Source organism: Pseudescherichia sp. AS216 (assembly GCF_037152055.1).
Classification (GTDB): domain Bacteria; phylum Pseudomonadota; class Gammaproteobacteria; order Enterobacterales; family Enterobacteriaceae; genus Pseudescherichia.
Window position 1 is genome coordinate 457,994 of the sequence record NZ_JBBCMV010000003.1, and the last position, 21,123, is coordinate 479,116.

Consider the following 21,123-nt stretch of genomic DNA (forward strand, 5'->3'; position numbering starts at 1 on the left):
TAGTGTTATTAATCACTTAGTCTGCCAAAAAAGGCAACTGAACGCTGTAAAATTAAACATTTTAATTTGCGAAAAGGGTAATATGCCAGATTAGCGCCGTTGTGACAGACGTTTGCGCATTCGACTGGTATCACGAGAGCGAAATCCCTATAATTGCCGCGTTTGACGCTATAGCGTCTCCCTTCTTTACTTCCAGGTTAATCAGGTCGCAAAAATTTATGACTGATAAGTCCCATCAGTGCGTCATTATCGGCATCGCCGGCGCATCCGCTTCAGGTAAAAGTCTCATTGCCAGTACGCTTTACCGCGAGTTGCGCGAACAGGTTGGTGATGAACATATTGGCGTTATCCCAGAAGATAGCTACTACAAGGATCAAAGTCACCTGTTGATGGAAGAGCGTGTTAAAACGAACTACGACCATCCCAGCGCCATGGATCACAGTTTGCTGTTCGAACATTTGCAGACCCTGAAAGGCGGCAATCCCATTGAGCTCCCGGTGTACAGCTACGTTGAGCACACCCGTACCAACGAGACCATTCTCATTGAACCCAAGAAAGTGATCATTCTTGAGGGGATCCTGCTGCTGACCGATGCGCGCCTGCGCGAGTCGATGAACTTTTCGATCTTTGTCGACACCCCACTGGATATCTGCCTGATGCGCCGTATCAAGCGTGACGTCAACGAACGTGGCCGCTCCATGGACTCGGTGATGGCACAATATCAGAAGACAGTGCGTCCGATGTTCCTGCAGTTTATTGAGCCATCCAAACAGTACGCCGATATTATCGTGCCGCGCGGGGGTAAAAACCGCATTGCTATCGATATCCTGAAGGCCAAAATCAGCCAGTTTTTTGAATAACCGGGCTTTTTAAACCGTCTGGTTTTGAATAAACGGCGCGAATTGTGTACCGTTCAGAGATAACTTGCCTGCCCAGACCGAACTTAGTCGGACGGGCAGCACCTAAGGAGAAAGTGCTATGCGTTTGTGTGATCGCGATATTGAAGCCTGGCTGGACGATGGCCGCCTGTCGATTACCCCGCGCCCGCCGGTAGAACGCATTAACGGTGCGACGGTGGACGTGCGTCTGGGCAACAAGTTTCGCACCTTCCGGGGCCACACCGCTGCCTTTATCGATCTGAGTGGTCCCAAGGATGAGGTGAGCGCCGCGCTGGATCGGGTGATGAGCGATGAGATTGTGCTGGCAGAAGGCGATGCCTTCTTCCTGCACCCGGGCGAACTGGCGCTGGCGGTGACCTTTGAGTCCGTGACCCTGCCAGCGGACCTGGTGGGCTGGCTGGATGGCCGCTCCTCGCTGGCGCGGCTGGGCCTGATGGTGCACGTTACCGCCCACCGTATCGATCCGGGCTGGTCCGGCTGCATCGTGCTGGAGTTCTATAACTCCGGTAAGCTGCCGCTGGCGCTGCGTCCGGGTATGCTTATCGGCGCGCTGAGCTTTGAGCCACTTTCCGGCCCGGCCGCGCGGCCCTATAACCGTCGCCAGGACGCGAAGTATCGCGACCAGCAGGGCGCGGTGGCTAGCCGAATTGATAAAGACTGAGCGCCTGTTGCGCGATGTAATAGCTGCTCGTTGAGGATGCCATGAGAAGAGTGTTAACCACGCTGATGATTTTACTGGTCGTGCTGGTCGCCGGCCTCTCTGCGTTGGTGCTGCTGGTGAACCCGAACGACTTTCGGGATTACATGGTGCGACACGTTGAGTCGCGCAGCGGTTATCAGCTGAAGCTTGACGAGCCGCTGCGCTGGCACGTCTGGCCCCGGCTGAGCATTCTCTCTGGCCGCATGTCGCTGACGGCGCCAGGCGCACCGCAGCCGCTGGTTACGGCGGACAACATGCGGCTGGACGTAGAGCTGCTGCCGCTGCTCTCCCACCAGCTGCACGTTAAGCAGGTGATGCTAAAGGGCGCGGTTGTTCAGCTTACGCCGCAAACCGAGGCGTCAGAGCCAAAAGACGCGCCGGTTGCGCCGCAGGAGAACGCCCTGCCGCAGGTAGAGAGCGATCGCGGCTGGTCATGGGCTGTCTCCCATCTGCAAATTGCCGACAGCGTGCTGGTTTTCCAGCATAAGGACGACGAGCAGGTAACGGTGCGTAATATCCATCTGAAGATGGACCAGGACGAAAACTATCACGCCAACGTCGACTTCTCGGGGCGGATCAACCGCAACCAGCGCGACCTGACCCTGGCGCTGAAGGCGAGCGTGAACGCCGCTGACTACCCCTATAATTTAACCGCCGTCGTTGAGCAGCTTAACTGGCAGCTCCAGGGCGGCGACGTCCCTGCTCAGGGCATTACCGGGCAGGGCAGCTTCCAGGCCCAGTGGCGCGAAGCGAAAAAGCAGCTCATCTTTAACCAGTTGAATATGACCGCCAATGACAGCGCGGTGACCGGCAGCGGCAGCGTGACGCTAGGGGATAAACCTGACTGGGTGCTGGATCTGGCGTTTGACACGCTAAACCTGGAGAATTTGCTGGGGGCGGTGACCAACCCGGCCACTAACGCCACCGCAGCGCAGCAGGGGCAGGGCACGATCGCGCCGCCGCGTCCGGTTATCGCCCGGGACATGGACGGCGATGATTACAGCAGCCTGCGCGGCTTTACGGCAAATCTGTCGCTGGCAGCGAAAAAAGTGCGCTGGCGCGGTATGGATTTTACCAACGTGAGCAGCCATATCACCAATAACACCGGCCTGCTGACGCTCTCGACCCTGACCGGAAAATTAGGCGAGGGCATGCTCTCGCTGCCGGGAAGCCTTGACGTTCGGGGCAAAATGCCAAAAAGCGCCTTCCAGCCGCAGCTTGATAACGTTGAGATCGGCACGGTGCTGAAAGCTTTTAACTATCCGCTGTCACTGACCGGTAAGCTGTCGCTGGCGGGGGATTTTAAAGGCGACAGGATAGATGCCGAGGCGTTTCGCCGCAGCTGGCAGGGGAGCGCCCACGTTGAGATGGCCAACACGCGCATGGAGGGGCTGAACTTCCAGCAGCTTATCCAGCAGGCGGTGGCCCGCAGCAGCGATGTGCAGGCTGAGCAGAACTACGATAGCGCGACAAAACTCGATAGCTTCAGCACGGATTTGACCCTCGATCGCGGTCAGATGGCCCTCAACGATATGCAGGGGAAATCAGCGATGCTCAATCTCTCCGGTGAGGGCTCGCTCGACCTGGTGAAACAGCTCTGCGATACGCGCTTCAGCGTGCAGGTCACCGAGGGGTGGAAGGGCGATGGCAAGCTGATCGAGTTCCTGCGCAATACGCCGATCCCGCTGCGCGTCTATGGCAAATGGCAGGCGCTCAGTTACAGCTTGCAAGTAGATCAGGTTCTGCGTAAGCATCTGCAGGATGAAGCGAAACGCCGTCTTAGCGACTGGGCGGATCGCAACAAAGATAGCCAGCGCAGCAAAGATATTAAAAAGCTGATCGACAAGCTTTAATATCAGGCGGGTAATGGTTTGTGGTTTGTAGGCCCGGTAAGCGTAGCGCCACCGGGCATTGACCACTCTGCGCGGCGTTACACCTCGTAGTCCGCGTCTTCTGTCTCCAGCGGCACAATCTGTACCTTCTGTACGCGATGGCTCTCTACCTGAAGCGTTTTCAGCAGATAATCACCCACCTGCACCTCCTCCCCGACTTTAGGAATACGCTGCAGGTACTCCATCAGCAGGCCTGCGATGGTGTGATACTCCCGCTTCTCGTCCAGCGGTAGCGGCACATAGTGCACCAGATCTTCCAGCGGCATATGACCGTTTGCCGTCCAGCTGCCGTCGGCGTTTTTCTGGATATCGTGGCGGGCGTCAATCTCCTCTACCTCGTTCGGCAGGTTGCCAGCGATGGTCTCCATCACGTCGCTAAGGGTCACGATCCCCTCGATGGAGCCGAACTCATCGACCACAAAGGCAAAGTGCGTGCGCGCGTTACGAAACTGCTCCAGAGCCTGCAACAGCGGCAGCCCCTCGGGAAAGACCAGCGGCTGGCGGATCAGCACGTTGATGTTGAGCGGATCGCCGCGCAGCGACTGGTGAAGCAGATCGAGAATGTGCACCACGCCCAGCAGATCCTCATGCTCGTCGCCACCGGTGACCACCATGCGGGTATGCTGGTTTTTGTCCAGTAGGGCACGGATCTCCTCTTCCGGGGCGCTGAGATCGATATACTCGATGTCATGGCGCGAGGTCATGATGCTGCTGACGCTGCGCTGGTTAAGGTTCAACACCCGCTCGATCATCAGGCGCTCCTGGGTGTTGAAGATCTGGCTATCGTCGTGATCCACCAGCAGAGACGAGGTCTCCACGTCCAGCTCGGCATCCTCTTTCTTATTGCTCAGCAGGCGCATTACCGCATCGGTGGTGCGCTGGCGCAGCGTCTGGTTAGCAGAGAGAAAACGGCGGCGGTTGAAGATCGCCAACTGGTTAAGGGCCTCAATGATCACCGAGAAGCCAATGGCCGCATACAGATAGCCTTTCGGAATGTGGAACCCGAAGCCGTCGGCAATCAGGCTAAAGCCGATCATCAGCAGGAAGCTGAGGCAGAGGATCACGATAGTAGGGTGGCTGTTCACAAAGCGCGTCAGGGCCTTGCTGGCCAGCAGCATCAGCGCAATGGCAATCACTACCGCCGCCATCATCACGGGCAGATGATCGACCATCCCTACGGCGGTGATCACCGAGTCCAGCGAGAAGACCGCATCCAGCACGACAATCTGCGCCACCACCGGCCAGAATTTCGCCCCGCGCTGTTGGGTCGGGTTGTCGCTGTCTTTACCCTCTAACCGCTCGTTGAGTTCGACCGTGGCCTTAAAGAGCAGGAACAGGCCACCAAACAGCATGATCAGATCTCGCGCGCTAAAGCTGAAGCCGCGCAGTGAGAAAAGGGGGGTGGTGAGCGTTACCAGCCAGGAGATAGAGGCCAGCAGCAGCAGGCGCATCAGCATCGCCAGCACAAGACCGGTGACCCGCGCCCGGTCGCGCTGTGCAGGGGGCAGCTTCTCGGCCAGGATGGCGATAAACACCAGGTTATCAATGCCTAAGACCAGCTCAAGCACGACCAGCGTCAGCAGCCCGGCCCAGATTGATGGATCGGCAATCCATTCCATAATACGTTTTTCATCCTCCAGAAAAAATAACTACCCGACTCAGCGGGAATAGAATTTAGGATATATCGCAGATGTAAATGTGTCTATTTTTTTTGTCAATATGAAGTAATTCCTAAAAGCGCAAAAATAGCGACTTAATCTTATTCTTAAAAACTGGCATCAGACAAAGTGGAGCCTTGCCTGTAATTCCTTTAGCTGCAACAATTCTTCCAGCGTTAACGCGCTACTTTACTAAACTATTTTGCCGTTGTCCTGCCCGGCGTTGTCCGCCCGTGGTTAAACGTTATGTCTCTGGATCATAAGGGGTATTAATCACCTTCGCTCATGCTATCAATCGGCTGCATTTGACCAGGCGCTTTTTAGGACTGATGCCAGTTATATTTAACAGTAATTAAATGCATTCTGTTAAATGTGCGGCGAAAGCAGCGCTAATTAAATTGCACAGGATAATTACTCTGCCAAAGTGATAAATAATCAATGATGAAATCCAAAATGAAATTGATGCCATTATTGGTATCTGTGGCCTTGATGAGTGGTTGCACGGTGTTCCCCGGAAGCAATATGACCACAATGGGTAAGGATGTGATTAAACAGCAAGATGCTGACTTCGATCTTGACCGCATGGTAAATGTTTATCCTTTGACTCCCCGACTGGTAGAACAGCTTCGACCCCGTCCCACCGTTGCGCAGCCCAATATGTCGCTGGACCAGGAGATCTCCAGCTACCAGTATCGCGTAGGACCGGGTGACGTCCTCAGCGTCACCGTCTGGGATCACCCGGAGCTCACCACTCCTGCCGGGCAGTACCGCAGCTCCAGCGACGCCGGTAACTGGGTGCAGCCCGACGGCACCATGTTCTACCCCTATATTGGCAAAGTCCACGTAGTGGGCAAAACCCTTGCTGAAATTCGCAGTGATATTACCGGCCGTTTAGCGCAGTACATCGCCGACCCGCAGGTGGACGTTAATATCGCCGCTTTCCGCTCGCAGAAAGCCTATATCTCCGGCCAGGTTAATAAATCGGGCCAGCAGGCCATTACTAACGTGCCGCTCACCGTGCTGGATGCGATTAACGCCGCCGGTGGCCTGACCGATACCGCCGACTGGCGCAACGTGGTGCTTACCCATGATGGCCGCGAGCAGCGCATCTCTCTGCAGGCGCTGATGCAGAACGGCGACCTTAGCCAGAACCGCCTGCTCTATCCAGGGGACATTCTGTTTGTACCGCGCAATGACGATCTGAAAGTGTTCGTGATGGGCGAAGTGAAAAAACAGAGCACCCTCAAGATGGACTTCAGCGGTATGACCCTGACCGAAGCGCTGGGCCAGGCCGAAGGTCTGGATCTCACTGCCTCCGATGCCAGCGGTATCTTTGTGATCCGTCCGCTGAAAGGCGACGGCGGTCGCAGCGGCAAGATGGCCAATATCTACCAGCTCGATATGTCCGATGCCACCTCGCTGGTGATGGCGACGGAGTTCCGGCTTCAGCCTTACGACGTGGTTTACGTCACCACCGCGCCGGTTACCCGTTGGAACCGTCTTATCAACCAGTTGCTGCCGACGATCAGTGGCGTTCGCTACATGACCGACACCGCCAGCGACGTTCACAACTGGTAACGCTCATGTTTAACAAAATTTTAGTGGTATGCGTGGGCAATATCTGCCGCTCTCCGACGGGTGAGCGGCTGCTGAAACACTATCAGCCTGCTCTGACGGTGGAGTCTGCCGGTCTCGGGGCGCTGGTAGGAAAAGGTGCGGACGCCACCGCGACCAGCGTGGCGCAGGATAACCAGCTGTCGCTGGCCGGACACAGCGCGCGCCAGCTCACCGGGCAGATGTGCCGGGAGTATGACCTGATCCTGGTGATGGAGAAGCGCCATATCGCCGCGCTGTGCGAAATCGCACCGGAGATGCGCGGCAAGGTGATGCTGTTCGGTCACTGGGACGGCGAGCGTGAGATCCCCGATCCCTACCGCAAAAGCCGGGAGGCCTTTGAGGCCGTCTACACCTTACTCGATCGCTCGGCCCGCCAGTGGGCGCAGGCGTTGCACGTTCAGCAGGGATAACCATGACAGAAAAATTACACCATGCTGCTGCCCCACAGACGGGCAGTGATGAGATCGATATTGGCCGCCTTGTGGGAACTGTTATCGAGGCGCGCTGGTGGGTGCTGGGCATTACGGCCCTGTTCGCGCTGGCGGCGACGATCTATACCCTGTTTGCCACCCCGATCTACAGCGCTGATGCGCTGGTGCAGATTGAGCAGGACGCTGGCGGCTCACTGGTGCAGAATCTCAACAGCGCGCTCTCTAACAAGCCTCCCGCCTCGGATGCCGAGATCCAGCTGATTAAGTCGCGGATGGTGCTGGGCAAGACGGTTGACGATCTCGATCTCGATATCGGCGTGACCAAAAACACCTTTCCCATTTTTGGCGCAGGCTGGGATCGCCTTCAGGGCCGCCAGAACGAAACCGTTAAGGTCACTACCTTTACGCTGCCCAAGGGGGCAGGCGGAGAGGTCTTTACCCTCAGCGTGCTGGGGCCGAAGCAGTATCAGCTAACCAGCGACGCCGGGTTTAGCGCCCGCGGTGAGGTAGGCAAGCTGCTGCAAAAGGAGGGCGTCACCTTTGAAGTCAGCGCTATCCAGGCAGCGGAGGGCAGCGAATTCACGGTATCTAAATTCTCCACGCTGGGCGTCATCAATAATCTGCAAAACAACCTGTCGGTGACGGAGAACGGTAAAGATACCGGAGTGCTCAGCCTGAGCTACACCGGTGAGGATCGCAACCAGATCCGCGCCATTCTCAACAGCATTACCCGTAACTATCTGGCGCAAAACATTGAGCGTAAGTCGGAAGAGGCGGCTAAAAGCCTGGCCTTCCTTGCGAAACAGCTCCCGGAAGTGCGGGCGAATCTCGATGCGGCGGAGAACAAGCTCAATGCCTTCCGTCAGGACAAGGATTCGGTAGACCTGCCGCTGGAGGCCAAGGCGGTGCTGGACTCCATGGTCAACATCGATGCCCAGCTCAACGAGCTGACGTTCAAAGAGGCCGAGATCTCCAAGCTCTATACCAAAGCGCACCCGGCCTACCGCACGCTGCTGGAGAAACGCCGCGCGTTAGAAGATGAGAAGGATCGCCTCAGCGGTCGCGTCTCCGCGATGCCAAAAACGCAGCAGGAAATTGTGCGCCTGACCCGTGACGTTGAGTCCGGTCAGCAGGTCTATATGCAGCTGCTGAATAAGCAGCAGGAGCTGAAGATCACCGAGGCGAGTACGGTAGGGGATGTTCGCATTGTCGATCCGGCTATCGATCAGCCTGGCGTACTGAAGCCGAAAAAGGCGCTGATTATTCTTGGCAGCATTATCCTTGGCCTGATGCTCTCTATTGTTGGCGTGCTGCTGCGCTCGCTGTTCAATCGCGGTATCGAAAGCCCGCAGGTGCTGGAGGAGAACGGCATCAGCGTCTACGCCAGCATTCCGCTCTCCGAGTGGCAAAAAGCGCGTGACAGCGTCAACACCCATAAAGGTACCAAGCGCTTCAAACAGAGCCAGCTGCTGGCCGTGGGCAACCCCACCGACCTTGCCATCGAAGCGATCCGCAGCCTGCGTACCAGCCTGCACTTCGCCATGATGCAGGCCAGCAATAACGTGCTGATGATGACCGGGGTCAGCCCGTCAATCGGTAAAACCTTCGTCTGTGCCAACCTGGCGGCGGTGATCAGTCAGACCAACAAGCGCGTGCTGATGATCGACTGTGACATGCGCAAGGGCTACACCCACGAGCTGCTCGGCACTGATAACGTCAACGGTCTGTCGGACATTCTGGCCGGGAAGGGGGATTTCTCTACCTGCGTTAAGCCGACCGCCATTACCCACTTCGATCTGGTGCCGCGTGGCCAGGTGCCGCCTAACCCTTCCGAGCTCCTGATGAGCGAACGCTTTGCTCAGCTGATCGCATGGGCCAGCAGCCACTATGACCTGGTGCTGATCGATACTCCGCCAATTCTCGCCGTGACCGATGCGGCAGTGGTCGGACGGCATGCAGGCACCACCCTGATGGTGGCGCGCTATGCCGTTAACACCCTGAAAGAGGTGGAGACCAGCCTGAGCCGCTTTGCGCAGAACGGCATTCAGGTGAAAGGCGTGATCCTTAACTCTATCTTCCGGCGGGCGACGGGATATCAGGATTACGGCTACTACGAGTACGAATACAAATCGGACGCCAAATAAGCATCTTAGGCAACCTCGGGGACAAGAAATGACAACCGCTAATTACCCAACGATCTCGATTTATATGCCGACATGGAATCGTCAGCAGCTGGCGATCCGCGCTATCAAATCGGTTTTACGCCAGGACTATCCGCACTGGGAGATGATCGTCGTCGACGACTGCTCATCGAATTTTGAACAGCTTGAGCAGTATGTTGCTGACCTGGACGATCCGCGCGTGACCTACGTCCGTAACGCGTTCAACTCCGGTGCCTGTGCGGTACGTAACCAGGCGATTTTACAGGCGCGTGGCCACTACATCACCGGTATCGACGATGACGACGAGTGGACGCCGGACCGCCTGTCGGTTTTCCTTGCGCACAAGCACCAGCTGGTGACCCATGCTTTCCTCTACGCCAACGACTACGTTTGCGAAGGGGAGGTCTACGCCCAGCCGGCCAGCCTGCCGCTCTACCCGAAGTCGCCCTATTCACGCACGCTGTTCTACAAGCGCAACATTATTGGCAACCAGGTCTTTACCCTGGCCTCGCGCTTCAAGGCCTGCCTGTTTGACGTCGATCTGAAGGCGGCTCAGGACTACGACATCTTCCTGCGCATGGTGGTCGAGTATGGCGAGCCGTGGAAGGTCGACGAGGCCACGCAGATCCTGCATATCAACCACGGCGAGATGCAGATCACCACCTCGCCGAAGAAGTTCTCCGGCTACTTCCACTTCTATCGCAAGCATAAAGATAAGTTCGATCGTGCCAGCAAGAAGTACCAGCTCTTTACGCTCTATCAGATCCGCAACAAGCGGATGACCCTGCGCACGCTGCTGACCCTGTTCTCCCTGCGCAACGGCAAGCGCCTGGCTTATGGGTTACGGAGTAAATAATGCGCCTGGAAGATTTTCGCGCAAACCACTGGAGCCTGCGCCCCTGCTGCATGGTCATGGCCTACCGTATCGCGCATTTTTGCTCGGTGTGGCGCAAAAAAAACGTCATTAACAACATCTGGGCCGCGCCGGTGCTGCTGCTCTACCGCTTTATCACCGAGTGCCTGTTTGGCTATGAGATCCAGGCCGCAGCCACCATTGGACGGCGCTTTACCATTCATCACGGCTATGCCGTGGTGATCAATAAAAACGTTGTGGCCGGGGATGACTTCACCATTCGTCACGGCGTCACCATTGGCAACCGAGGCGGTGACAGTCTGGCCTGCCCGGTGATTGGTAACGGCGTGGAGCTGGGAGCAAACGTGGTCATCATTGGTGATATCACCATTGGCAACGGCGTCACCATCGGGGCAGGTAGCGTGGTGCTGGACAGCATCCCGGACAACGCGCTGGTGACAGGAGAGAAAGCCCGGGTGAAGGTGAGACAATGAATATCTTACAGTTTAACGTGCGCCTCGCCGAAGGGGGCGCAGCAGGCGTGGCCCTTGACCTGCATCAGCGCGCTTTACAGCAGGGTATGCGTTCGCGCTTTGTCTACGGCTACGGCAAAGGCGGCAGGAAGAGCGTCAGCCATGACAGCTATCCAGAGGTGATCCAGCACACGCCGCGCCTGACCTCGATTGCTAACCTGGCGCTGTTCCGTCTCTTTAACCGCGATCTGTTTGGCGATCTCAACAGCCTCTATCTCGATGTGATCCGCACTGAGGGGCCGGTGGTGCTGCACTTTCACGTGATGCACAGCTACTGGCTGAAGCTGGAGGCGGTGGTGGCATTTTGTCAACGGATAACCGCCAGCCGTCGTGACGTGACTCTGGTCTGGACACTGCACGATCACTGGAGCGTGACCGGCCGCTGTGCATTTACCGACGGCTGCGAAGGGTGGAAAAACCACTGTCAGACCTGTCCAACGCTGGATAACTATCCGCCGGTGAAAATCGATCGTGCCCATAGCCTGGTGGCAGGCAAACGTCGCCTGTTTAACGAGATGATCGCCCTCGGGTGTCACTTTATCTCTCCCAGCCAGCACGTGGCCGACGCGTTCAACAGCATCTACGGCGCGGATCGCTGCAAGATTGTTAACAACGGTATCGATGTCGCCACCGAGGCGATCCTCGCCGAGCTGCCGTTGATAGAGCCCAGCCAGGGCGCACCTAAAATAGCCGTTGTCGCCCACGACCTGCGCTATGACGGTAAAACTAATCAGGCGCTGGTCCAAAAAATGATGGCCCTTGGCAGCGGCATTGAGCTGCACACCTTCGGCAAGTTCTCCCCCTTTGCTGGCGAGAACGTCATCAACCACGGTTTTTTAACCAACAAGCGCCAGCTGATGAGCGAGCTTAACCAGATGGATGCCCTGGTGTTTAGCTCCCGGGTCGATAACTATCCGTTGATCCTGTGCGAGGCGCTGTCGATTGGCGTGCCGGTAATTGCGACCCACAGCGACGCGGCGCACGAGGTGCTGCGCAAATCCGGCGGCACCACCTTTAGCGAGAGTGAGGTGCTGGATCTGGTCCAGCGGCCAAAAGCGGAGATTGCCGAGGCGGTGTTTGGCACCTCGCTGGCGGCGTTCCGGGCGCGCAGCCGTCAGGCCTATAGCGGAGAGCAGATGCTGGAGGAGTATGTCGCGTTCTATCAGAGTCTGTAGCTATCTGCTGCTGCCGCTGACCTATCTGCTGGTCAACGTTAAAATCGCTCAGCTGGGGGAGAGCTTCCCCATTACTATCGTCACCTTTTTACCGGTGCTGCTGCTGCTCTTCGTCGATAAGATCAGCGTTAAGAAGCTGCTGATCGCGCTGGGGATAGGTGCCGGTCTGACCGTCTTTAACTACCTGTTCGGACGGTCGTTTAACGCCAGCAAGTACGCGACCTCTACGCTGCTGTTTATCAACATCGTCATTATTATCGGGATGGTGTGGAGCATTCGCTTTAAGGTCGTCTCGCCCCACAACTACCGTAAGATCCTGCGCTTCTTCTACATGGTAGTGGGGCTGATCGTGACCCTGGCGGCGATGGAGATGGCGCAGATTATTCTCTCCGGCGGCAGCAGCCTGATGGAAACCATTTCGAAATATTTGATCTACTCCAACAGCTACGTTTTGAATTTTATCAAGTTCGGCGGAAAGCGAACCACGGCGCTCTATTTTGAACCGGCCTTCTTCGCTCTGGCATTAATCTCAATTTGGCTCAGCATCAAACAGTTTGGTATCAAGACCCCTAAAACTGATGGTATGATTCTGGCAGGGATAGTTCTCTCAGGATCTTTCTCTGGCGTAATGACCTTTATTCTCTTTTATTTGCTGGAGTGGGCGTTTCAGTATCTGAATAAAGAGGCGATTAAGAAAAAACTGCCGTTGGCAATAATATCGTTAGCCGTTTTTATGGTCGGTATCGTGTTTGCATTTCCGTATATTTCCGAACGACTCGGCGATCTCGGTACGGAAGGCTCCTCTTCCTATTATCGAATCATCGGTCCGCTGGCGATGGTCGGCAGCGCATTAACCAATATCGATGGCGCGGTACGTTTTGGATCGCTTTATGAATATGTTGCATCATTCGGAATCTTTAACGGTGCGGACGTCGGAAAAACAATAGACAATGGCCTGTATCTGTTGATTATTTATTTTTCCTGGTGCGCTGTAGTACTGACCATTTGGTACATGAGTAAAGTCTTAAAAATGATGGTCAACGCTTTTGGTAATAATCAGAATTATCGTGTTCAGCTTTATCTATTTATGCCGGTGTCACTCTTTTTTACCGGTTCGATTTTTAGCCCGGAATACGCATTTTTGATCGTTTGCCCGTTTATTTTGCGCAAGGCGCTTAATATTACTCAATCCTGATGAGGTGAAAACATGCTGCTCAGTGTCATTACCGTTGCCTTCCGTAACTATGCGGGCGTGGTGAAAACACATGCCTCACTGGCCCACCTGGCACGGGCAAAGGACATCACCTTTGAGTGGATTGTGGTGGACGGCGGCTCTAACGACGGCACCCGTGAGTTTTTAGAAAACCTCAACGGGGAATACAACTTACGCTTTGTCAGCGAGAAAGATAACGGCATCTATGACGCCATGAACAAGGGCGTTGCGCTGGCTGAAGGGCGCTTTGCCCTGTTCCTTAACTCGGGCGATATTTTCCATGAGGACGTTGCCGACGTGGTTCGCCAGCTGGCGGACGAGCGCGAGAAGGCGATGTACATTGGCGACGCGCTGCTGGATTTCGGCGACGGCACCAAGATACGCCGCAGCGCCAAGCACGGCTGGTATATTTATCACAGCCTGCCGGCGAGCCATCAGGCGATCTTTTTCCCGGTGAGCGGGTTAAAAACCTATCCCTACGATCTGCAATATAAAGTGTCATCGGATTATGCGTTAGCCGCCAGAATGTTTAAAGCGGGCTACCCCTTTAAACGCATTAAGGGCCTGGTATCAGAGTTTTCTATGGGCGGCGTCTCAACCTCGAATAATCTTGAGCTCTGCGACGATGCGCGAAAAGTCCAGCGTAAAATATTGCGCGTGCCCGGCTTCTGGGCGCAGCTCTCTTATTTCTTACGCGTGCGTACCACCGGAAAGACAAAAGCCTTATATCACAAAGCCTAAATATAAGGGATAACCATGCAGGATCTAAAAGGATTCTCGGTACCGAAAGGGTTCCGAGGGGCGAGTGCGATTAAAGTTCAGCTGTGGTGGGCGGTGCAGGCAACCTTATTTGCCTGGTCACCGCAGGTTATGTATCGCTGGCGTGCTTTTTTATTGCGTCTGTTTGGCGCAAAAATCGGAAAAAACGTAGTGATCCGACCATCGGTAAAAATTACCTATCCGTGGAAATTAACCCTCGGAGACCATAGCTGGATAGGGGACGAGGCCGTTTTATATACGCTGGGCGAGATTACCCTCGGCGCGAATTCGGTAGTGTCACAAAAGTGTTATTTGTGTACCGGCAGTCACGACTATTTAAGCGCGCATTTTGATATTAACGCGTCGCCTATCGTGATTGGCGAGAAGTGCTGGCTGGCAACGGATGTCTTCGTTGCCCCAGGGGTCACGATTGGCAGCGGCACGGTGGTAGGGGCGCGGAGCAGCGTTTTTAAATCGCTACCGGCCAACGCCATCTGCCGTGGCAATCCCGCAGTGGTGATACGCGAACGCGTAGAAACTGAATAATTTCTGATAAGTCTGGAGAATAAAATTATGTCTAAAGTCGCTCTCATCACCGGCGTTACCGGGCAGGATGGCTCTTATCTGGCAGAGCTGCTGCTGGAGAAAGGCTATGAGGTTCACGGCATCAAGCGTCGCGCCTCCTCATTTAACACTGAACGCGTGGATCACATCTACCAGGATCCGCACGCCACCAACCCGAAATTCCATCTGCACTATGGCGATCTGACCGACAGCTCCAACCTGACCCGTATCCTGCAGGAAGTGCAGCCGGACGAAGTCTACAACCTGGGGGCGATGAGCCACGTAGCAGTCTCCTTTGAGTCGCCGGAATATACCGCCGACGTTGACGGCATGGGCACCCTGCGTCTGCTGGAGGCGATCCGCTTCCTCGGCCTTGAGAAGAAGACCCGCTTCTACCAGGCGTCCACCTCTGAGCTGTATGGTCTGGTGCAGGAAACCCCGCAGAAAGAGACCACGCCGTTCTACCCGCGCTCACCGTATGCGGTTGCCAAACTGTACGCCTACTGGATCACCGTTAACTACCGTGAATCCTACGGCATGTACGCCTGCAACGGCATTCTGTTCAACCACGAATCCCCGCGCCGCGGCGAGACCTTCGTGACCCGTAAAATCACCCGCGGCATTGCCAACATTGCCCAGGGCCTCGAATCCTGCCTCTATCTCGGCAACATGGACTCCCTGCGTGACTGGGGCCATGCCAAAGACTACGTGAAAATGCAGTGGATGATGCTGCAGCAGGATCACCCGGAAGATTTCGTTATCGCTACCGGCGTGCAGTACTCGGTTCGCCAGTTCGTTGAGATGGCGGCAGCACAGCTGGGCATCAAGCTGCGCTTTGAAGGCACCGGCGTAGACGAGAAGGGCATTGTTGTTTCGGTCACCGGCCATGACGCGCCGGGCGTGAAGGCGGGCGATGTGATTGTTGCCGTCGATCCGCGCTACTTCCGTCCGGCAGAAGTTGAAACCCTGCTCGGCGATCCGACCAAGGCGCACGAGAAGCTGGGCTGGAAGCCGGAAACCACCCTGCAGGAGATGGTCTCTGAGATGGTCGCCAAGGATCTGGAAGCCGCTAAGAAGCACTCGCTGCTGAAGTCCCACGGCTACGAGGTTGCCATCGCGCTGGAGTCCTGAGCATGAGTAAACAACGTATCTTTGTAGCTGGCCATCGCGGCATGGTGGGGTCAGCTATCGTGCGCCAGCTGGAGCAGCGCGGTAACGTGGAGCTGATCCTGCGCACCCGTGATGAGCTGAACCTGCTGGATGCGGCCGCCGTAGACGCCTTTTTCGCCGACCAGCGGATCGATCAGGTCTACCTGGCGGCGGCGAAGGTGGGCGGTATTGTGGCGAACAATACGTATCCGGCTGACTTCATCTACGAAAACATGATGATCGAGAGCAACATCATTCACGCTGCGCACACGCACGGCGTGAACAAGCTGCTGTTCCTCGGCTCCTCCTGTATCTATCCGAAGATGGCCACCCAGCCGATCGCCGAGAGCGAGCTGCTGCAGGGGACGCTGGAAGCCACTAACGAGCCGTACGCCATTGCTAAAATTGCCGGGATCAAGCTGTGTGAATCCTACAACCGTCAGCATGGCCGAGACTACCGCTCGGTGATGCCGACCAACCTGTATGGTCCGCACGACAACTTCCACCCGAGCAACTCCCATGTCATCCCGGCGCTGCTGCGACGCTTTCATGAGGCGGCCGAGCAGAACGCCACTGATGTGGTGGTGTGGGGCAGCGGCACGCCGATGCGCGAGTTCCTGCACGTCGATGATATGGCTGCGGCCAGCATCCACGTGATGGAACTGGATCGCGAGGTGTGGCTGGAGAACACCGAGCCGATGCTGTCACACATCAACGTCGGGACTGGGGTTGACTGCACCATTCGCGAGCTGGCGCAGACCCTTGCTCAGGTCACGGGCTTCAAGGGGCGGGTGGTGTTTGACGCCACCAAACCCGACGGCACGCCGCGCAAGCTGCTGGACGTGTCGCGCCTGCACGCCCTGGGCTGGCGTCATGAGATCTCGCTGGAGCAGGGGCTGGCAAGCACCTACCAGTGGTTCCTTGAAAACCAGCACCGGTTCCGGGGGTAGGCATGTTTTTAAGTCAGGAAGATTTAGCCACCGTGGTGCGTTCCACGCCGTTAATCTCCATCGATCTGATCGTGGAGAACGCGCGCGGCGAGTTTCTGCTCGGCAAGCGCACTAACCGTCCTGCGCAGGGCTTCTGGTTTGTGCCCGGCGGGCGCGTGCAGAAAGATGAGCCGCTGGCCCAGGCGTTTGAGCGCCTGACCCTGGCCGAGCTTGGCGTGCGTCTGCCGCTGACGGCGGGGGAGTTTTACGGCGTCTGGCAGCACTTCTATGACGATAACTTCTCCGGGAGCGACTTTAGCACCCACTACATCGTGCTCGGCTTCCGCCTGAAGGTCAATCAGGCGGATCTGGCCCTGCCGGATGCGCAGCATGAAGCGTACCGCTGGCTGACGCCAGAGGCGCTGATCGCCGACGAGAACGTGCACGACAACAGCCGGGCATACTTTATGGATAAGGGTCAGGCGGTTGGCATATGAAGATCCTTGTGTACGGCATTAACTACTCGCCGGAGCTTACCGGCATCGGTAAGTACACCGGTGAGATGGTGGAGTGGATGGCCCGTCAGGGCCATGACGTGCGGGTCATCACCGCACCGCCTTACTACCCAGAGTGGAAGGTGGGCGAACGCTACTCGGCCTGGCGCTATCGTCGGGAAGAGGGGGCGGCGACCGTCTGGCGCTGTCCGCTGTATGTGCCAAAGCAGCCTTCGACCCTGAAGCGGCTGGTTCACCTCGGCAGCTTTGCTCTTAGCAGCTTTTTCCCGCTGCTGGCCCAGCGCCGCTGGAAGCCAGATCGCATCATCGGCGTCGTGCCTACCCTGTTCTGTACGCCGGGGATGCGCCTGCTGGCGAAGCTCTCCGGGGCACGCACGCTGCTGCACATTCAGGACTATGAGGTAGACGCCATGCTCGGCCTCGGAATGGCGGGCAACGGCAAGGGCGGTAAGGTCGCGAAGCTGGCCAGCGCCTTTGAGCGCAGCGGTCTGCTTGGGGTAGATAACGTCTCCACTATCTCCCGTTCGATGATGAACAAAGCCCGGGAGAAGGGCGTGGCCGAAGAGCGGGTTATCTTCTTCCCGAACTGGTCAGAAGTGGCGCGCTTTCGCGACGTCAGCGAGAGCGAGGTTGCTCAGCTGCGTGCCTCGCTAGGCCTGCCGGACGACAAACGCATCATTCTCTACTCCGGCAACATCGGCGAGAAGCAGGGTCTGGAGAGCGTTATTGAGGCCGCAGCGCGCCTGCGCGCCGAGCCGTGGCTGTTTGTGATTGTCGGCCAGGGCGGCGGCAAGGCCCGGCTGGAAAAACTGGCCGCCGAGCGCGGGCTGGACAACGTCAAATTCTTCCCGCTGCAGCCCTACGAGGCGCTGCCGGCGCTGTTGAAAATGGGCGACTGCCATCTGGTGATCCAGAAGCGCGGGGCAGCGGATGCGGTACTGCCCTCCAAGCTCACTAACATTCTGGCGGTGGGCGGGAACGCGGTGATCACCGCGGAAGCGGATACCGAGCTGGGCCAGCTCTGCACCGCCTTTCCCGGCATTGCCGTGTGCGTCGAGCCGGAGTCGGTGGATGCACTGGTGAGCGGAATCGAGCAGGCGTTAGCCCTGCCTAAAAACAACACGGTGGCACGTGAATATGCCGAACGCACGCTCGAAAAAGAGAGCGTGTTGAGCCAATTTATTGCCGATATCCAGGGATAATCATGAAGCAAACCACCCTTTTTCCGGTAGTCATGGCTGGTGGCACGGGTAGCCGCCTGTGGCCGCTCTCCCGCGTGCTTTACCCCAAACAGTTTCTCTGCCTGAAGGGCGAGCTGACGATGTTACAGGCGACGATTAACCGTCTGAACGGCGTCGAGTGCGAAAGCCCGGTAGTGATCTGCAATGAAGAGCACCGCTTTATCGTTGCCGAGCAGCTGCGTCAGCTTGATAAGCTGACCGAAAACATCATTCTTGAGCCGGCGGGACGCAACACCGCGCCTGCTATCGCCCTCGCGGCGCTGGCCGCTAAGCGCAACAGCCCTGATGCGGATCCGCTTCTGCTGGTACTCGCTGCCGATCACGTGATCCAGCAGGAAGAGTCCTTCCGCGAGGCGGTGCGCGCGGCAATGCCCTATGCCGAAAGCGGCAAGCTGGTGACCTTCGGCATCGTGCCGGATCTGCCCGAGACCGGCTACGGCTACATTCGTCGTGGCGAGGTCAGTCAGGGCGGGATCGATACCGTTGCCTTCGAAGTGGCGCAGTTTGTCGAAAAACCCAATCTGGAAACGGCGCAGGCCTACGTTGCCAGCGGCGAATACTACTGGAACAGCGGCATGTTCCTGTTCCGCGCCGGGCGCTATCTCGACGAGTTAAAGCGCTTCCGCCCGGACATTCTCGAAGCCTGTGAGAACGCCATGCGCACCGTTGATCCGGATCTCGACTTTATCCGCGTTGATGAAGAGGCGTTCCTCGCCTGCCCGGAAGAGTCGGTGGACTACGCGGTGATGGAGAAGACCGCCGACGCAGTGGTGGTTCCGATGGACGCGGGCTGGAGCGACGTCGGCTCCTGGTCCTCGCTGTGGGAGATCAGCCCCCATACGCCGGAGGGAAACGTTCACCACGGCGACGTCATCAGCCACAAAACCGAAAATAGCTATGTCTACGCCGAGTCAGGCCTGGTCACCACCGTGGGGGTCAAGGATCTGGTGATTGTCCAGACCAAAGATGCGGTGCTGATTGCCGACCGCAACGCGGTGCAGGACGTCAAAAAAGTCGTCGAGCAGATCAAAGCCGACGGTCGTCATGAGCACCACGTCCACCGCGAGGTATACCGTCCGTGGGGTAAATATGACTCCATCGACTCGGGCGAGCGTTACCAGGTAAAACGGATCACCGTCAAGCCGGGGGAGGGACTCTCCCTGCAGATGCACCACCACCGGGCCGAGCACTGGATCGTGGTAGCGGGCACGGCGAAGGTGACCATCAACGACGAAATCCGCCTGATTGGTGAGAACGAGTCGGTTTACATCCCCCTTGGCGCAACCCACTGCCTGGAGAACCCCGGCAAGATCCCGCTGGATCTGATTGAGGTGCGCTCCGGCGGCTACCTCGAAGAGGACGACGTGGTGCGCTTCGAAGACCGCTACGGGCGAGTTTAGTACGCATTAACTCTGCCCGGCAGCGTGCGCTTACCGGGCCTATGGAGGCCATTATGGAAAAATTAACCTGTTTTAAAGCCTATGATATTCGCGGCAGGCTGGGCACGGAGCTCAATGAAGAGATCGCCTGGCGCATTGGCCGCGCCTATGGTGAATACCTGAAGCCGCAAACCATCGTGCTGGGGGGCGACGTGCGCCTGACCAGCGAGGCGCTGAAGCTGGCGCTGGCGAAGGGGTTGCAGGACGCCGGGGTAGACGTGCTCGACCTCGGGATGTGCGGCACGGAAGAGATCTACTTCGCCACCTTCCACCTCGGGATTGACGGCGGTATCGAAGTCACCGCCAGCCACAACCCGATGGACTACAACGGCATGAAGCTGGTGCGCAAGGGTGCCCGCCCGATCAGCGGCGATACCGGCCTGCGCGACGTGCAGCGTCTGGCAGAGGCCAACGATTTCCCGCCGGTTAATCCGGCGAAGCGCGGCAGCTATAAGCAGATCGATCTGCGCGATGCCTATATTGACCACCTGCTGGGCTATATCGATGTGGCGAATCTCAAGCCGTTGACGCTGGTGATTAACGCTGGCAACGGCGCGGCGGGCCCGGTGATTGATGCCATCGAAGCGCGTTTCCAGGCGCTGAAGGTGCCAGTAACCTTTATCAAAGTGCACAACACCCCGGACGGCAACTTCCCGAACGGTATTCCTAACCCGCTGCTGCCGGAGTGCCGGGACAGCACCCGCGATGCGGTGATTGCCCACCGTGCCGATATGGGCATCGCTTTTGACGGCGACTTTGATCGCTGCTTCCTGTTCGACGGCGACGGTCAGTTTATCGAGGGCTACTACATTGTTGGCCTGCTGGCGCAGGCGTTTCTGGAGAAGCATCCCGGCGCGAAAATCATCCACGACCCGCGCCTCTCCTGGAACACCGTAGACGTGGTGACCCAGGCCGGCGGCACGCCGGTAATGTCGAAAACCGGCCACGCCTTTATCAAAGAGCGGATGCGCGCCGAGGATGCGATCTACGGCGGCGAGATGAGCGCCCACCACTACTTCCGCGACTTTGCCTACTGCGACAGTGGGATGATCCCCTGGCTGCTGGTCACCGAGCTGCTGTGCCTCTCCGGTCAGCCGCTGTCGGCGCTGGTGCGCGATCGCATGGCGGCGTTCCCTGCCAGCGGTGAGATCAACCGTACCCTCAGCGAACCGGCGCAGGCCATTGCCCGCGTGGAGCAGCATTTTGCCAGCGGGGCGCAGGAGATTGATCGTACCGACGGTCTCAGCGTCGCCTTCCCAACGTGGCGCTTTAACCTGCGATCCTCTAATACCGAGCCGGTGGTACGCCTGAACGTCGAGTCCCAGGGCGACGTCTCGCTGATGGAGGCGAAGACGCAGGAAATTCTGGCGCTGCTCGACAGGTAGCCGTTGCGA

The 21,123-nt window shown here is 57.4% G+C and carries 19 protein-coding genes; 18 read left to right on the top strand and 1 reads right to left on the bottom strand.

The features are described 5' to 3' along the window. Positions 1–218: 218 nt before the first annotated feature. From udk to asmA, 3 genes are all read left to right on the top strand, one after another. Positions 219–860, top strand: a complete 642-nt coding sequence (gene udk, locus WFN61_RS11450; RefSeq protein WP_222888288.1) for a uridine kinase — start codon at positions 219–221, stop codon at positions 858–860. 118 nt (positions 861–978) lie between these two features. Continuing rightward, on the top strand, positions 979–1,560 hold the full coding sequence (dcd, locus tag WFN61_RS11455) for a dCTP deaminase (RefSeq protein ID WP_042389830.1): 582 nt from the start codon (positions 979–981) through the stop codon (positions 1,558–1,560). Between the two features lie 41 nt (positions 1,561–1,601). Beyond that, positions 1,602–3,452 (top strand): outer membrane assembly protein AsmA, encoded by a 1,851-nt coding sequence (gene asmA / locus WFN61_RS11460; protein WP_312174878.1) that lies wholly within the window; start codon positions 1,602–1,604, stop codon positions 3,450–3,452. 77 nt (positions 3,453–3,529) lie between these two features. Here asmA and WFN61_RS11465 read toward each other — a convergent pair whose 3' ends face one another. Beyond that, positions 3,530–5,110, bottom strand: a complete 1,581-nt coding sequence (locus WFN61_RS11465; RefSeq protein WP_144817237.1) for a TerC family protein — start codon at positions 5,108–5,110, stop codon at positions 3,530–3,532. Positions 5,111–5,587: 477 nt separating this feature from the next. On the opposite strand from WFN61_RS11465, the gene WFN61_RS11470 reads away from it, so the two are divergent. The 15 genes from WFN61_RS11470 to cpsG are packed head-to-tail and all read left to right on the top strand — an operon-like array spanning position 5,588 to position 21,114. Beyond that, positions 5,588–6,727 carry a polysaccharide export protein gene (locus WFN61_RS11470; RefSeq protein ID WP_144817238.1) on the top strand — a complete coding sequence of 380 codons (1,140 nt, stop codon included), beginning with the start codon at positions 5,588–5,590 and terminating at the stop codon, positions 6,725–6,727. A gap of 5 nt (positions 6,728–6,732) precedes the next feature. Further along, positions 6,733–7,176, top strand: coding sequence for a low molecular weight protein-tyrosine-phosphatase Wzb (wzb, locus tag WFN61_RS11475; protein WP_144817239.1), 444 nt, complete (start codon positions 6,733–6,735; stop codon positions 7,174–7,176). A gap of 2 nt (positions 7,177–7,178) precedes the next feature. Continuing rightward, positions 7,179–9,341, top strand: a complete 2,163-nt coding sequence (gene wzc / locus WFN61_RS11480; protein WP_312273491.1) for a tyrosine-protein kinase Wzc — start codon at positions 7,179–7,181, stop codon at positions 9,339–9,341. A gap of 28 nt (positions 9,342–9,369) precedes the next feature. Continuing rightward, positions 9,370–10,215: a colanic acid biosynthesis glycosyltransferase WcaA gene (gene wcaA, locus WFN61_RS11485; RefSeq protein WP_312927648.1), complete on the top strand. Its 846-nt coding sequence runs from the start codon at positions 9,370–9,372 to the stop codon at positions 10,213–10,215. Further along, entirely contained in the window at positions 10,215–10,706 is a 492-nt protein-coding gene (gene wcaB, locus WFN61_RS11490) for a colanic acid biosynthesis acetyltransferase WcaB (protein ID WP_144817242.1), read from the top strand. The genes wcaA and wcaB overlap by 1 nt, the downstream gene beginning before the upstream one ends. Then, positions 10,703–11,920, top strand: a complete 1,218-nt coding sequence (wcaC, locus tag WFN61_RS11495) for a colanic acid biosynthesis glycosyltransferase WcaC (protein WP_312235346.1) — start codon at positions 10,703–10,705, stop codon at positions 11,918–11,920. Before wcaB ends, wcaC begins: the two co-directional genes overlap by 4 nt. Then, entirely contained in the window at positions 11,895–13,115 is a 1,221-nt protein-coding gene (gene wcaD / locus WFN61_RS11500) for a colanic acid polymerase WcaD (RefSeq protein ID WP_222888281.1), read from the top strand. The genes wcaC and wcaD overlap by 26 nt, the downstream gene beginning before the upstream one ends. Positions 13,116–13,127: 12 nt before the next feature. Next, positions 13,128–13,874 (top strand): colanic acid biosynthesis glycosyltransferase WcaE, encoded by a 747-nt coding sequence (wcaE, locus tag WFN61_RS11505; protein WP_144817245.1) that lies wholly within the window; start codon positions 13,128–13,130, stop codon positions 13,872–13,874. Positions 13,875–13,889: 15 nt separating this feature from the next. Next, on the top strand, positions 13,890–14,438 hold the full coding sequence (gene wcaF / locus WFN61_RS11510; protein ID WP_337038694.1) for a colanic acid biosynthesis acetyltransferase WcaF: 549 nt from the start codon (positions 13,890–13,892) through the stop codon (positions 14,436–14,438). Between the two features lie 27 nt (positions 14,439–14,465). Further along, a complete protein-coding gene (gmd, locus tag WFN61_RS11515; RefSeq protein ID WP_144817247.1) occupies positions 14,466–15,587 on the top strand; it encodes a GDP-mannose 4,6-dehydratase in 1,122 nt (373 codons plus the stop codon). 2 nt (positions 15,588–15,589) lie between these two features. After that, positions 15,590–16,555 carry a GDP-L-fucose synthase gene (gene fcl, locus WFN61_RS11520; RefSeq protein WP_144817248.1) on the top strand — a complete coding sequence of 322 codons (966 nt, stop codon included), beginning with the start codon at positions 15,590–15,592 and terminating at the stop codon, positions 16,553–16,555. Positions 16,556–16,557: 2 nt separating this feature from the next. Then, positions 16,558–17,031 (top strand): GDP-mannose mannosyl hydrolase, encoded by a 474-nt coding sequence (locus tag WFN61_RS11525; RefSeq protein WP_337038695.1) that lies wholly within the window; start codon positions 16,558–16,560, stop codon positions 17,029–17,031. After that, the gene (wcaI, locus tag WFN61_RS11530) at positions 17,028–18,251 is read left to right on the top strand and encodes a colanic acid biosynthesis fucosyltransferase WcaI (RefSeq protein WP_337038696.1); all 1,224 of its coding nucleotides are present in this window, start codon (positions 17,028–17,030) and stop codon (positions 18,249–18,251) included. Before WFN61_RS11525 ends, wcaI begins: the two co-directional genes overlap by 4 nt. Beyond that, a complete protein-coding gene (gene cpsB, locus WFN61_RS11535; protein ID WP_257758290.1) occupies positions 18,248–19,690 on the top strand; it encodes a mannose-1-phosphate guanyltransferase in 1,443 nt (480 codons plus the stop codon). Before wcaI ends, cpsB begins: the two co-directional genes overlap by 4 nt. Positions 19,691–19,743: 53 nt before the next feature. After that, the gene (gene cpsG / locus WFN61_RS11540; protein WP_144817252.1) at positions 19,744–21,114 is read left to right on the top strand and encodes a colanic acid biosynthesis phosphomannomutase CpsG; all 1,371 of its coding nucleotides are present in this window, start codon (positions 19,744–19,746) and stop codon (positions 21,112–21,114) included. Positions 21,115–21,123: the final 9 nt, after the last annotated feature.